We start from the raw sequence: 12752 nt of genomic DNA, 5'->3' as shown, positions 1-12752 counted from the left end.
AGCAGCGAAACATAAAAAGGCCGTCTGAAAACGTTTTCAGACGGCCTTTGTTGATTGCTCTTACCAAATATCCGATTTAACTTTGCGCTTCAAACCCGGATGTTCCGACAATTTGAATTCAGGCTCTCTGCCCATTTTCAACTTAGCGGTGTAGTCTTTCAACAGCAGGAACACCAGCGGTGACAGCAGCAAAATCGCAATCAGGTTAATCCACGCCATCGTACCCATCGCCATATCCGCCATGTCCCACACCAGCGGCACACTGGTAACCGAGCCGAAATACACCATGCCCAGCACGCCCATGCGGAAGATAGTCAGAATCAGCCAGTTGCTCTTGATAAACTGAACATTCGATTCAGCGTAGGCATAGTTGCCGATAATGGTCGAGAAGGCAAACATAAACAGCACCACCGCCAAGAAATCGGCGCCCCAGTTGCCCACATGGCTGACAATCGCCGCCTGTGTCAGCTGCACGCCGCTCAAGTCCGATCCGAACTGAACATCCGACATCAACACGATAAAGGCGGTACACGAGCAGACAATCATGGTATCGACAAACACGCCCAGCATTTGAATCATACCTTGCGACACCGGGTGTTTTACCTCGGCCGCTGCCGCCGCATTCGGTGCCGAACCCTGACCGGCTTCGTTAGAATACAGACCCCGCTTGATGCCCATCATCATGGTTTGCGAAATCAAACCGCCCAACAGGCCGCCGCCGGCCGAATCCCAATGGAAGGCATTGTTGAAAATCAGCGCAAACACGTGCGGCACCATAGAAATATTGGTCGCAATCACATACAGCGCCATCAGCAGATACAGCGTTGCCATCACCGGCACAATCGCTTCCGACCAACGGGCCACACGGCGGATACCGCCGAAAATAATCGGAGCTGTCAGAATCACCAAACCCACGCCGACAGCGTGTTTGTTCCAGCCCCACGCCACTTCGGCCGCCGCCACAATCGAGTTGGCCTGCACCGCTTCATACACAAAGCCGAAACAGAAAATCAGGCTCAGGGCGAACAATACACCCAACCAGCGCTGACCCAAACCTTGGGTAATATAATACGCCGGGCCACCGCGGAAATGATGGTTGTCGTAATCGCGGATTTTAAACAACTGCGCCAGCGAGGATTCGGCAAAAGCAGAACTCATGCCGATTAAAGCCACCAGCCACATCCAAAACACCGCACCCGGGCCGCCGACGCTGATGGCAATCGCCACACCGGCAATATTGCCGACACCGACACGGCTCGCCAAGCCGGTTACAAACGCCTGAAACGGCGTAATCCCGTGCGGGTCATCGCCCTGTTTGCGGCCGCCGAGCATTGCTTTGACACTTTGCCCAAACAGGCGGAACTGTACAAAGCCGGTCGCTACGGTAAAAAACAAACCCGCGCCCAGCAACAAGAAAATCAGGCCGTTCCAAAGCGGCTCGTTAATAGCCGTGACCCATTGGTGTAAAGATTCGGTCATAATCACCTTTCAAAATCAAAAACGGTTTCAGACGGCCTTTTAAATCAGGCCGTCTGAATGAATAATGAATTGTAAACAATTGTATCAGATTGTTGATATTTGTGTAAACGACTGTTTAAACGGTTGTATTTTCAGAAATGCCAACATCTTTAATGCTGTCACATACGGTGATTTACGCTAAAAGGCCGTCTGAAACGTTTCAGACGGCCTTGAAAACAAAACTTATTCCGGACGCATTTGCGGGAACAAAATCACATCGCGGATGGTTTGCGCATCGGTCAGCAGCATCACCAAGCGGTCAATGCCGATACCGCAACCGCCGGTCGGCGGCAAACCGTATTCCATCGCGCGGATGTAGTCGGCATCGTAGTGCATGGCTTCATCATCGCCGGCATCTTTTTGCGCCACTTGCGATTTGAAGCGGTTGGCTTGGTCTTCCGGATCGTTCAACTCGGAATAGCCGTTGGCCAATTCGCGGCCGACCACAAACAGCTCAAAACGCTCGGTCAAGCCCGGTTTACTGTCGGATGCGCGTGCCAATGGCGACACTTCTACCGGATAATCCACGATGAAGGTCGGATTCCACAATTTGCGCTCGGTGCAACCTTCAAACAAAGCCAATTGCAAGCTGCCGATGCCCGGTGAAGGCGGTAGGCTTTCGCCGTGTTTGACGATTTCTTTTTTCAGCCATTCGGCATCGTTCAACTGCTCGTCCGTGTAGTGCGGGTTGTATTTTTTAATCGCATCCAAAATCGTCAGGCGCTCAAACGGGCTTTCCAAATCGACTTCTTTGCCGTTGTAGCTGATTTTGGCGGTGCCGTTGACGGTCATCGATGCGCTGCGGATGATATCTTCCGCCATCTGCATCATGCGCTCGTAATCGGAAAATGCTTCATAGAACTCAATCATGGTGAATTCGGGATTGTGGCGCACCGACATACCTTCGTTGCGGAAGCTGCGGTTAATCTCAAACACGCGCTCCAAGCCGCCGACCACCAAGCGTTTCAGATACAGTTCCGGCGCGATACGCAGATACAGCGGAATATCCAAAGCATTGTGATGGGTGACGAACGGTTTGGCCGTAGCACCGCCCGGAATCGGATGCATCATCGGCGTTTCCACTTCCAAATATTGCTCGCCCACCATGAAATTGCGCACCGATTGGATAATCCGGCTGCGTTTGATGAAGGTTCGGCGTGATTCTTCGTTGGCAATCAAATCCACATAACGCTGGCGGTATTTGGTTTCCTGATCTGCCAAACCTTTGTGTTTGTCCGGCATCGGGCGCAGCGATTTGCTTAACAGATGAATCGCCGACACGCGCACGGTCAATTCGCCATGGTTGGTTTTGAACAAAGTCCCTTCCGCGCCGACGATGTCGCCCATATCCCAATGTTTGAAATCATCGTGCGCCGCTTCGCCCACGCCTTGATTGTTGATGTACAGCTGGATTTGGCCGCCGGCATCTTGAATGGTGGCAAAGCTGGCTTTACCCATCGCGCGTTTGAGCATCATGCGGCCGGCGACTTTGACCGGCACGGCTTGCGAATCAAGCTCTTCTTTGCTTAAGGCATCGTATTGGTTGTGCAAATCGGCGGCAAAGCTGTCGCGTTTGAAATCGTTGGGATAGGCATTGCGTACTTTGCGGATATCGTTGAGTTTTTCACGGCGCAAAGCCATGATTTGGTTTTCGTCAAGTTGCGGCTCGACAGACGGATTGTGCTGTTCACTCATGGTGTTTTCCAAAAATAAAGACAGGCCGCGGGTTCAGACAGCCTTTTGAGAAGATCAATAAAATTGCGCATATTTTACGCGAAACCGCTTGTTTTATCTAGTAAAGGTAAAGGCCGTCTGAAATCGCGTACAACCTTTCCAACAGGCGTAAAAAAACCTGCCTATTGCTAAGCAGGTTTTCTTTATCTGGTGGGTCGTGAAGGATTCGAACCTTCGACCAACGGATTAAAAGTCCGCTGCTCTACCGACTGAGCTAACGACCCGACAAGACGCTTATTATAGAGACCCGCTTTTTTACTGTCAACACTTTTTTGAAAAAATTTTTATTTCAGGCGTTTTTTATCGAAATAAAGCTGTCGCAAAGCATACGCTGTGCTATGATTTTCCATCGGCTCGAAACCGATACGTTGATAATGAAAGGACAAAATATGAAAAAATTTCTGATTGCTGCGATGATGGTAGCCGGTTTGGCGGCTTGTTCACAAGAAGCCAAACAAGAATCTAAAGAAGCGGCTCAAGCCGTAGCCTCTGATGCCAAAAACGCTGCAAACGATGCAGCCGCTGCGGTAAAAGAAGCGACTGATAACGCTGCTTCGGCAATGACTGATGCCAAAAACGATGCCAAAGCTGCGGCAAACGATGCAGCTGACGCAGCCAAAGAAGCAGCGGCTGATGCAAAAAATGCAGCGGAAAACGCCGTTGAAGCAGCGAAAGACGCGGCTCAAGAAGCCAAAGACGCAGCCACTAAATAATTTTATCGTGGATTCACTTTAAAAATAGGACAAGGCGGTGAGCCGAAAACAGTATAGATAATACGGTTAGGCGAACCAACGCCGTACTATTTTAAAGTGGATTCACTATAGTACCCTGCTGAAAAAAGGCCGTCTGAACATTCAGACGGCCTTTTCCTTTTTAATCTCGGTATTACAACACCCAATAAAACATCGCTTTGGCGAAAAACACAATCAGCAGCATGTGGGTAAACACCACGGCATGAATGTATTTCGACCAACCCACGGTTAACGTGCCGCGCGCCATTTTGACCACGGCGATGGCAAAATGCAGCAACACGCTGAACGCCAGCAAAACTTTGAGAAACAGCATGGTGCCGAAAGACGATGCAAACGGCTGATGGAACACCGGCACATAGCGCTCAAACACCATCACCAAGCCGGACAAAAACAACACAATCACCACCGGCGGCATTACCCGTACGGCACGATACGACATCGCTTTTTCCACTTCGCGCCTGGCCTCGCGCGATACGCGCTTGGTGTGCATGACCGACAACACCAGCATTTCAAAAAACACGCCGCCGACAAAAGCAATCGCACAAAACAAATGCACAATGTGTGCCACTGCATAAATACTCATCGCTGATTCTCTATTCTTCGTAAAATTGCCGCCATAGTGTACACCCGCTGCAAAAGAAGCGCCACGCATAAAAAAATTTTCTTAGTTTAAAGAGTCTTTACTTTTACAAGATATTATTAAACCAAGTTTGTGCCATACTAGCTGCACAACACCGAACAACAAAAATCCTTTTGGATTGGAGACTTTTATGAAATCGATGATTACCAAAACCTTTGCCCTGATTGCCGTTGCCGCGTCTTTGAGCGCATGTGCCGGCATGTCGACTTCTCAACGCAATACTGCAACCGGCGCCGTTGTCGGCGGCGTAGCAGGTAACCTGTTGGGCGGCGATACCGCTTCTACTTTGGGCGGTGCGGCCTTAGGCGGCGTGATCGGCAGCCAGGTAAACCGTTAATCCGGCCAAACGGCAAAGGCCGTCTGAAACCTTCTCCGGTTGGTTTCAGACGGCCTTTTCTTATGCTGAAAAATCTTGTTTGCCCGCCGGCGCGGTTTCTTCCGCATCGTCTTTCTTAAAGCGCAACACTTCTTTTTTCAAAATCATTTTGCCGATTTCATAGGCCATGCGCTCGCTTGCACCGCGGTGTGCCGACACAAACGCTTCGGCATTGCCTCTAAAACGGTTGCTCACTTCCGCATCATTCAAACATGTTTCGGCGGCTTTCAGCCACTCTTGCGCACTCCTAACTTGTTGCGCCGCATCGGCTTTGACCGCCAAATCACACGCAGCGGCAAAATTATAAGTAGAAGGCCCGAACAAAGTCGGCACGCCGCAGGCAATCGGCTCGATGATGTTTTGACAGCCGGTATCGACCAAGCTACCGCCGACAAAAGCCACATCCGCGCTCAAATAATAGGCAAACAATTCGCCCATGCTGTCGCCGATCCAAACCTGCGTTTGCGGCGATACCAATTCATTGTCGCTGCGTTTTTGCACGGCAAAGCCCAAGCTGGCCGCGGTATCAAAGGCCGTCTGAAAACGCTCGGGATGGCGCGGCACCACCACCAATAAGGCATCGCCTTGGTATTGCTGCCATGCTTTCAGTAATAATTCGGCTTCATCGGTACCTTTGTGCGCACGTGTACTGGCACACAACACCACCGGCCGGTTGCCGATGCGTTCCTTAAATGCCGCGGCCAAAGCGCGCATACCTTCCGGCGGCGTGATGTCGTATTTGGTGTTGCCGCACACATGTACATTCGATGCGCCGATTAAGTGCAGGCGCTCGGCATCGGCGGCGGTTTGGGCAAAGCAGCCGCTCAAGGTCTGCATGGCAGGCGCAACCAAACGGCGGATTTTCAAATAGCCGTTTTGCGACTTTTCCGACAAACGCGCATTGGCCAAAAACAGCGGCACGCCCTGCTCGGCGCAACCGTAAATCAGATTCGGCCAGATTTCGGTTTCCATCAATATACCGAACCGCGGCTTGTGTTCGCTCAAAAACTGCTCAATCCATTCCGGCTTGTCATACGGCAAGTAGCGGCATTGCGCATCGGGGAACAATTCTTCAGCGGCGGCGCGGCCGGTCGGTGTCATCTGCGTCAGCAGCAGCGGCACATCGGCAAAATAACGGCGCAAGGCGGCAATCAACGGCTGCGCGGCGCGGGTTTCACCCACCGACACGGCGTGTATCCAAATCGGCTGCTGCACCGGATTGTGCAGAGATGCGCCGAAGCGTTCGTCCCAGTTATCCAAATAAGCAGGCGATTTGCCGGCACGTTTTTTCAGATACCGGCGAATCAGCGGCGGTGCGGTTTTCCAAAGTTGTGTGTAAAGCCAACGGCTTATCATGCTATTTCTGCTTTGTGGTTGTCGTTGTCCGGTTGATATTCTAGCTTATTTAATCGCAAACAGAAAACAAAAGCCGTCTGAAAACATGGATCATCGGCTTTCAGACGGCCTTGCGAATAAGCTGATGTTAACAGATTATTGTTTTCTCGAAAGGGCATTACCAACAATCGCCCGCCCTGTTTTTGATGACAAAATCAAATTTATAGTGAATCCACTATATTTTCAGACGGCCTGTTCTTCCGAAACTTCGCCCGCCCTACTTTCCAGTAAATAAGTGCGCAAACGTTGCAACTCATAGCCATCCAGCCAGCGGCGGCGGGTGCGCTGCAGCAAAATCACCAAGCCGGCGACTTCGTTGCGGGTATTCGCACCCAGCCATAAAAAGCCCTGCCAATCAAAGGGCAAATGCTGCGCCAGTTTTTCCAATTCGGGATTCGGGCCGTTGTCGAAGCGGATGCGGCGCGCATAGTGGCCTTTAATCAAGCGCACGGTCAAACGCAATTCACGCTGCAATTGGGCAAACTGGCGGCTGACAAGTCGGGCTTCGTCTTCGCTGATTTCCGGCTGCTGCAATTTGGCCGAAGTGGTGAGCAGCAATTCGGTGCTGTTGACGATTTTGCGATGCGCCAACTGCATCGATTCCATCATTGGTTTACTGATGTGGCTTTCGCCCGACATCGCATCGAGATGGCTGCGGCTTTTTACCAAACGCGCGTTAATTTGCTTCATCTTGGCGCGGTTTTGCGCCAGACGTTCGCGCGTCATGCGTTGGCCGTTGCTCACTTCAGAGATGATGCGGCTGCACTCGGTCAGATTATCCGCCAACATAAAGCGCCACATCAAAGTCGAGCGCAAGGGCAGCAATTTGGCCGCGCCAATCGCGACCAATGCACCAATCAACACATTCAACGCACGAATCACGCCGCTGTCGAGCCAATCCATGCCGCTGTCGCCAATCAGCATACACATGGTCAGACCGACCAACATCGGCATATAGCCGTTTTTACCGACCGCCGCCCAGCCCGACAACGCACTCAACACACCCACCGCCACATAAAACAAAATGCCGCCGTGAAAATAATGCTGGTTCAGCCACAATACACTTAAACCCACGCCCAAACCGATGACCGTGCCGATCATCCGTTCCACCGCCTTGGAATAAATCGCCCCCTGAAACTGCAGCATACCCAATACGATGAACACCGTCATGCCGATCCATTCGCCGTGTTCGACCTGCGGCAAACGCGCCAGCAGCGTGGCGAATACCACTGCCAAGCCCAAACGCACGGCGTGAATCAGGCGGCGGTAACGGTAGCGTTCGTAAGAATTAAGCCAGCTTTCGACAAAATGCGCACGCTCGGGGGTACGGCGGCGTGAAAAGGCGGAAGTTTTGAAGAAAGACGGTTTTTTGAATGTGAAAGAGCGCATAAAGATTAAGGTTTGGGGTTTATTGTTTTTAAAACGGAATCTCCAGTCCGTCTGAAAAAGCATCGATATTTGCTGTCGATCTATTCTGTAGAAAATCCCAGCGTTGTTTACACTTTTTCTTTTTTGCCCGAAGGCCGGTGTTGGGATTTCCGGGCGTTGCCAAGAATGCCGAAAAACACGGCAAAGCCGCATGGTTCTTGATAACGCCCGAAAATCCTAAAACAATCGTTAAGTCAAAAAACAAAAGCTGTTTTGCATACAAAGTATCAACAACCCGAGATTTCCTACATTATTTCAGACGGCCTTTTTAATTGGCAATATGGTTTAAATCTCCACCATCGGCAGCGGATAACCATGCCGATCGACATCAGCACGTGCCAGCCACGGTGCGTGAATCACGTCTTTGGGCAAATGGGCAAGCTCGGGCAGGTGGCGGCGGATAAACGTGCCGTCGGGATCGAACTGTTGCGCGGTGACAGTCGGATGCAATACGCGCGGTGCGCACAGCGACAATAATCCGGCAACAGTTTGCCAATTGCCGATATTAGCGGCAACATCATCGTCCAACTGATTTTGCGCAAACCAACGCGCACCGTGCTGCCAAGGTTGCTGCAAGGTCACGCACCAAAACTGCGCGGCCGCCTGCCGCAACACCGGCGGCAACCAGCCGCTGCGCTGTAAACAGCGCATGGCGGCATCGATGAGGGGAAAACCGGTTACGCCTTGTGTCCAGCGGCGGAAAAATTCGGCATCGACGGTGCTCTCTTCATCAAGCTGCTGCGCCGCTTCGGGATGGTGAAACATCCATTGCTGGTAAAAATCGCGCCGAATCAGGTTCTCCAGCCAATCATGCGCACCGCGTGCAACGGCTTCTGCGGCCAACACGCGCGGTGAAATACAGCCGGCGGACAAATACGCGCCCAATTGCGACGTAGCTTTTTTGGCGGGGAAGTCTTTCAGCAATGAATACATGCCCGATTGCGGTGCAAACTGCCGCCATTGCCGCCACGCCGCCTGTTCGCCGCCTTGCTGCATCAATGCGGCCGGCTCCATATCGGGGAACGGCGGCAAATCGGCAAAGGCCGTCTGAAACGGAATATCGGGCTGTTCAGACGGCCTTTGTTCCGCAATCCGCTGCGAAAAGGCCTGCAACCAAGCCTGTTTATACGGGGCAAATTCAAGATACGGCCGGCCGTGTTCGCTCATGATGCCGGCCTTAGCAAAGACGGTGCGGTCGTTGAAACGCTCGAAGGCAATGCCTTGCGCATCCAACAGCCGCCAAATGCGGTTGTCGCGCTCGGTTTCAGACGGCGTATAGGCTTCGTCGGCCAACACACTTTTTGCGTTCAAACGCATGGCCAAATCGAGTACAGCCTCCGCTACGTTACCCTGCACGGCAAACAGCGGCACACCTTTGGCTGCCAAGGCCGCCAGTATTTCTGCCGCCGCCTGATGATGAAACGCCGTTTGGCGCGGATTCACACTTTCAGACGGCCGCTGCCAAGCATACATCGCAGCCAGCGGCAAACCACGCGCCAAAGCGTGTTGCAGCACGGCATTGTCGGACAGACGTAAATTGCGGCGAAACCAAATCAAGGTGATTTTTTGCATAGCTTAGGCTGTCTGAAATCAAGAAAAGTGATTTTAGCAAAATTCGGTTTTATTGAATAATAGATTGATTTAGCGGAATAAAAGGCCGTCTGAAAAGCACACAACCCTTACCTTCAGAACGGCCTTTGCTTTTCACTATCGGCGCAAGGCCATATTGTCGCGGTGAATCAGCTCTTCTTCCTGCGCATAACCCAGTTTGTCATGGATATGATGCGAATCGGTTTGCAGGATTTTGGCGGTTTCGTCGCTGCTGTAATTGATCAGGCCCCGGGCGATTTCGTCGCCGTTTTGATTGACGACGGCCACCAGTTCGCCACGATGGAAATGGCCGTCTACACCGATGCAGCCCACAGGCAGCAGGCTGGCGTGTTTTTCGGTTAAGGCACGTTCGGCACCGCCGTCCACGGTGATTTTTCCGGCCAGTTGGACATGGCCGAGCAGCCATTGTTTGCGGGCGGCAACACGGCTGCGGGTGCTGGTAAACAGCGTGCCGATGGATTCGCCTTGCTGCAGGCGCACCAGTACGTTCGGCTCGCGGCCGCCGGCGACCACGGTGGCGGCTCCGCTTAAGGCTGCGCGTTTGGCGGCGGTAACTTTGGTGTACATGCCGCCGGTGCCGACGCTGCTGCCTGCGCCGCCTGCCATGGCTTCGAGTTCGGGATGGTCGGCTTCGATTTGGCGGATAAACTCGGCTTGCGGATTTTTGCGCGGGTCACTGTCGTATAAGCCGCTTTGGTCGGTGAGAATCACCAGTGCATCGGCATCGACCAAGTTGGTCACGAGCGCGGCCAAGGTGTCGTTGTCGCCGAGTTTGATTTCGTGAGTGGTGACGGTGTCGTTTTCATTGATAATCGGCACCATGCCTTTTTCAACCAAGGTCAGCAAGGTGCTGCGGGCGTTGAGATAGCGGGTGCGGTTACTCAAGTCTTCATGCGTGAGCAAGATTTGCGCGGTTTGGATGCCGTGGTAGGCAAAGGCATATTCGTAAGCCTGCGCAATGCCCATCTGCCCGACTGCCGCCGCCGCTTGCAATTCATTGATGGCGGTAGGGCGTTTCGTCCAGCCCAAACGCTTGATGCCCTCGGCAATTGCGCCGCTGGAGACAAAAATCACCTGCACGCCTTTGGCTTTCAGTTCGGCAATTTGCGTCGCCCAACGGTTGAGTGCGATTTGGTCGATGCCTTTGCCCTCGGCGGTAACAAGGCTGGAGCCGACTTTGACGACAATGAGTTTGGCTTGCGACAGATTTTGGATGGTCATGATTGGTCTCGCTGGGAAGTTTGGGCGGTTTGCCGCGCGGCTGTAACTGCCTATAGATTGGTTTCAGACGGCCTTTCACATATTACAAACATGCCGTCTGAACAATTATTGAACGTTGCGTGCGTTCCAAAAATAACACCACACAAAACAAGGGAACGCTAAAATCAGATACAGGCACACGGTCACGGCGTAAAATTCCCATTCCTGCGGATGCACGGCTCCGGCGCGGGATTCAAGCAGATACGCCAGCCCGGCGGTGATGCCGAAGCCGATAAAGAGTTCCAGCAGGTGATGGCCGAAATGCTTTTTGGCCACGGGAATCACGCCCAAGAGCTTATTGGTTAGAAAAGGTGCGTTGGCAAAAATCAGCGCCAACAGCAACAGAATATACATGGATGCAGTCATTTTGGTCTTTCGGGTTTCAGACGGCCTGATGGTATTTTAGGCCGTCTGAAACAAATTGTTTTTGGTTTATTTTAAATAAATAGACCTAAATCGATTGGGTTGTGATCTAAATATTGTTCAGATGACCTACATTTTAGCCAATCGCGCCAAAGGCCGTCTGAACAATACGCCTGCCATCTTAACAAAAAACGGCAACCTTTTACAGGTTGCCGTTGCTTTTATTAACGGATTACAAAGTATTATTCAAAGCCGCCGCGCACCAGTCGATGACGGTTTGCGGCATGATGCCCCACAGCAGCAGCAGCAAGGCATTAACGGTCAGCACGAATTTCACCGCGTAGTTGCCGCCGACAGGTTGGTCGTGGCCGGCTTCGTCGAAGTAAATGGTTTTCACCACACGCAGGTAGTAGAACGCGCCAATCAAACTCATGATGACGGCAAACACCGACAGGCCGACATAGCCTTGTGACAACAGCGCCTTAATTACGGCAAATTTGGCGTAAAAGCCCATAAGCGGCGGAATACCGGCCATCGAGAACATACACAACAACATCAAAAATGAATACCACGCATGGCGTTGGTTCAGACCGGCCAAATCTTTGATGTCTTCGCATTCGATGGTTTCACTCGACAATACCATCAACACGCCGAAGCCGACCGCGCTCATCACAGCATAGGTAATTGCGTAATACAGACCGGCGGCAAAACCGACCGCACCCGCCATAAACGCCAGCAGGATAAAGCCCATGTGCGAAATGGTCGAATAGGCCAACATGCGCTTGATGTTGGTCTGCATGATGGCGGCCAAGTTACCGACCAACAGCGATGCCACCGCCAAAATCGCCAGCATTTGCGACCAGTCTTGGAATGTCGTGCCCAAACCGGTCACCAAAATGCGGAAGGCAAACACCACGGCGGCAATTTTCGGGGCAGTACCGACAAAGGCGGTCACCGAAGTCGGCGCGCCGTGATACACATCCGGCACCCACATGTGAAACGGCACGGCACCGAGTTTGAACGCAATCGCCACCACGATAAACACCAAGCCCAATTTCAGCAGCCAATCGTTGGCTTCTTCGTTAAACGCCGTGGCCAGTACGCTGGCAAATTCCAGCGAACCGGTCGCGCCGTACACCATGGAAATGCCATAGAGCAGCAAGCCCGAAGCCAAAGCGCCGAGCACGAAATATTTTAAGGCGGCTTCGGCGGAAGCGGCCGAATCGCGGCGCAGCGCAATCATGGCATACAGCGACAGCGACAACAGTTCCAAGCCGATATAGGCCGTCAGAAAATGACCCGCGCTAATCATCACGCTCATGCCCAGCAGGGCAAACATCGACAGCGTGTAAAACTCGCCTTTAAACAGCGCACGCGCCTGATTGTAGGGTTTGCTGTAAATAAACAGACCCGCCGTCAGACCATAGAGCGTGAGTTTGGCCAAACGCGACATACCGTCGGCAATATACATGCCGTGGAAGGAAGACGTGCTGCCCTTTTCCCACACCGCCAATTGCACCAGCGTCACAATCACAATGCCGATTAAGCTCATGGTATGGGTGAGAAAACGCTTGTCATCACTGATCCACAAATCAGCCAGCAACACCACACACAACACCGCCAGCAAAACGATTTCAGGCATGGCAGGGAGTAAATTCAAATCAGTCCAGTTCAT

The 12752-nt window shown here is 52.3% G+C and carries 11 protein-coding genes and 1 tRNA gene; 2 read left to right on the top strand and 10 right to left on the bottom strand.

The features are described 5' to 3' along the window. Positions 1-60 precede the first annotated feature (60 nt). The 3 genes from H4O27_RS11740 to H4O27_RS11730 all read right to left on the bottom strand — a co-directional run bounded on the left by H4O27_RS11740 (position 61) and on the right by H4O27_RS11730 (position 3476). Positions 61-1479: an alanine/glycine:cation symporter family protein gene (locus tag H4O27_RS11740; RefSeq protein WP_165006970.1), complete on the bottom strand. Its 1419-nt coding sequence runs from the start codon at positions 1477-1479 to the stop codon at positions 61-63. 222 nt (positions 1480-1701) lie between these two features. Next, positions 1702-3213, bottom strand: coding sequence for a lysine--tRNA ligase (gene lysS / locus H4O27_RS11735; protein WP_165006973.1), 1512 nt, complete (start codon positions 3211-3213; stop codon positions 1702-1704). A gap of 187 nt (positions 3214-3400) precedes the next feature. Next, positions 3401-3476, bottom strand: a tRNA-Lys gene (locus H4O27_RS11730). A gap of 165 nt (positions 3477-3641) precedes the next feature. On the opposite strand from H4O27_RS11730, the gene H4O27_RS11725 reads away from it, so the two are divergent. Continuing rightward, complete coding sequence (locus H4O27_RS11725) at positions 3642-3965, top strand: hypothetical protein (RefSeq protein WP_165006976.1); 324 nt, start codon at positions 3642-3644, stop codon at positions 3963-3965. Between the two features lie 172 nt (positions 3966-4137). Here H4O27_RS11725 and H4O27_RS11720 read toward each other — a convergent pair whose 3' ends face one another. After that, positions 4138-4587, bottom strand: a complete 450-nt coding sequence (locus H4O27_RS11720; RefSeq protein ID WP_165006979.1) for a CopD family copper resistance protein — start codon at positions 4585-4587, stop codon at positions 4138-4140. A gap of 187 nt (positions 4588-4774) precedes the next feature. Here H4O27_RS11720 and H4O27_RS11715 point away from each other — a divergent pair, with 187 nt between their 5' ends. Continuing rightward, entirely contained in the window at positions 4775-4981 is a 207-nt protein-coding gene (locus H4O27_RS11715) for a YMGG-like glycine zipper-containing protein (protein WP_165006982.1), read from the top strand. 60 nt (positions 4982-5041) lie between these two features. On the opposite strand, the gene waaA is transcribed toward H4O27_RS11715, so the two are convergent. From waaA to nuoN, 6 genes are all read right to left on the bottom strand, one after another. Next, on the bottom strand, positions 5042-6376 hold the full coding sequence (gene waaA / locus H4O27_RS11710; protein ID WP_165006985.1) for a lipid IV(A) 3-deoxy-D-manno-octulosonic acid transferase: 1335 nt from the start codon (positions 6374-6376) through the stop codon (positions 5042-5044). Positions 6377-6598: 222 nt separating this feature from the next. Further along, positions 6599-7804 carry an FUSC family protein gene (locus tag H4O27_RS11705; protein ID WP_165006988.1) on the bottom strand — a complete coding sequence of 402 codons (1206 nt, stop codon included), beginning with the start codon at positions 7802-7804 and terminating at the stop codon, positions 6599-6601. Positions 7805-8128: 324 nt separating this feature from the next. Beyond that, on the bottom strand, positions 8129-9415 hold the full coding sequence (locus H4O27_RS11700) for an FAD-binding domain-containing protein (RefSeq protein WP_165006991.1): 1287 nt from the start codon (positions 9413-9415) through the stop codon (positions 8129-8131). A 135-nt stretch (positions 9416-9550) separates the two neighbouring features. Beyond that, on the bottom strand, positions 9551-10675 hold the full coding sequence (gene proB, locus H4O27_RS11695; RefSeq protein ID WP_165006994.1) for a glutamate 5-kinase: 1125 nt from the start codon (positions 10673-10675) through the stop codon (positions 9551-9553). Between the two features lie 105 nt (positions 10676-10780). Continuing rightward, entirely contained in the window at positions 10781-11080 is a 300-nt protein-coding gene (locus tag H4O27_RS11690) for a DUF2818 family protein (protein WP_165006996.1), read from the bottom strand. Positions 11081-11309: 229 nt separating this feature from the next. Further along, positions 11310-12752, bottom strand: a complete 1443-nt coding sequence (gene nuoN, locus H4O27_RS11685; protein ID WP_165006998.1) for an NADH-quinone oxidoreductase subunit NuoN — start codon at positions 12750-12752, stop codon at positions 11310-11312.

This window comes from Neisseria yangbaofengii, assembly GCF_014898075.1.
GTDB lineage: Bacteria > Pseudomonadota > Gammaproteobacteria > Burkholderiales > Neisseriaceae > Neisseria > Neisseria yangbaofengii.
The sequence above is the reverse complement of the archived record's forward strand: the minus strand, read 5'-3'. Positions and strand labels throughout refer to the sequence as shown.

Bases quoted from the DNA above. Each gene is read 5' to 3' on its own strand.
- H4O27_RS11740 (WP_165006970.1), bottom strand. From the start codon at position 1,479: ATGACCGAATCTTTACACCAATGGGTCACGGCTATTAACGAGCCGCTT.
- lysS (WP_165006973.1), bottom strand. From the start codon at position 3,213: ATGAGTGAACAGCACAATCCGTCTGTCGAGCCGCAACTTGACGAAAAC.
- H4O27_RS11725 (WP_165006976.1), top strand. From the start codon at position 3,642: ATGAAAAAATTTCTGATTGCTGCGATGATGGTAGCCGGTTTGGCGGCT.
- H4O27_RS11720 (WP_165006979.1), bottom strand. From the start codon at position 4,587: ATGAGTATTTATGCAGTGGCACACATTGTGCATTTGTTTTGTGCGATT.
- H4O27_RS11715 (WP_165006982.1), top strand. From the start codon at position 4,775: ATGAAATCGATGATTACCAAAACCTTTGCCCTGATTGCCGTTGCCGCG.
- waaA (WP_165006985.1), bottom strand. From the start codon at position 6,376: ATGATAAGCCGTTGGCTTTACACACAACTTTGGAAAACCGCACCGCCG.
- H4O27_RS11705 (WP_165006988.1), bottom strand. From the start codon at position 7,804: ATGCGCTCTTTCACATTCAAAAAACCGTCTTTCTTCAAAACTTCCGCC.
- H4O27_RS11700 (WP_165006991.1), bottom strand. From the start codon at position 9,415: ATGCAAAAAATCACCTTGATTTGGTTTCGCCGCAATTTACGTCTGTCC.
- proB (WP_165006994.1), bottom strand. From the start codon at position 10,675: ATGACCATCCAAAATCTGTCGCAAGCCAAACTCATTGTCGTCAAAGTC.
- H4O27_RS11690 (WP_165006996.1), bottom strand. From the start codon at position 11,080: ATGACTGCATCCATGTATATTCTGTTGCTGTTGGCGCTGATTTTTGCC.
- nuoN (WP_165006998.1), bottom strand. From the start codon at position 12,752: ATGAACTGGACTGATTTGAATTTACTCCCTGCCATGCCTGAAATCGTT.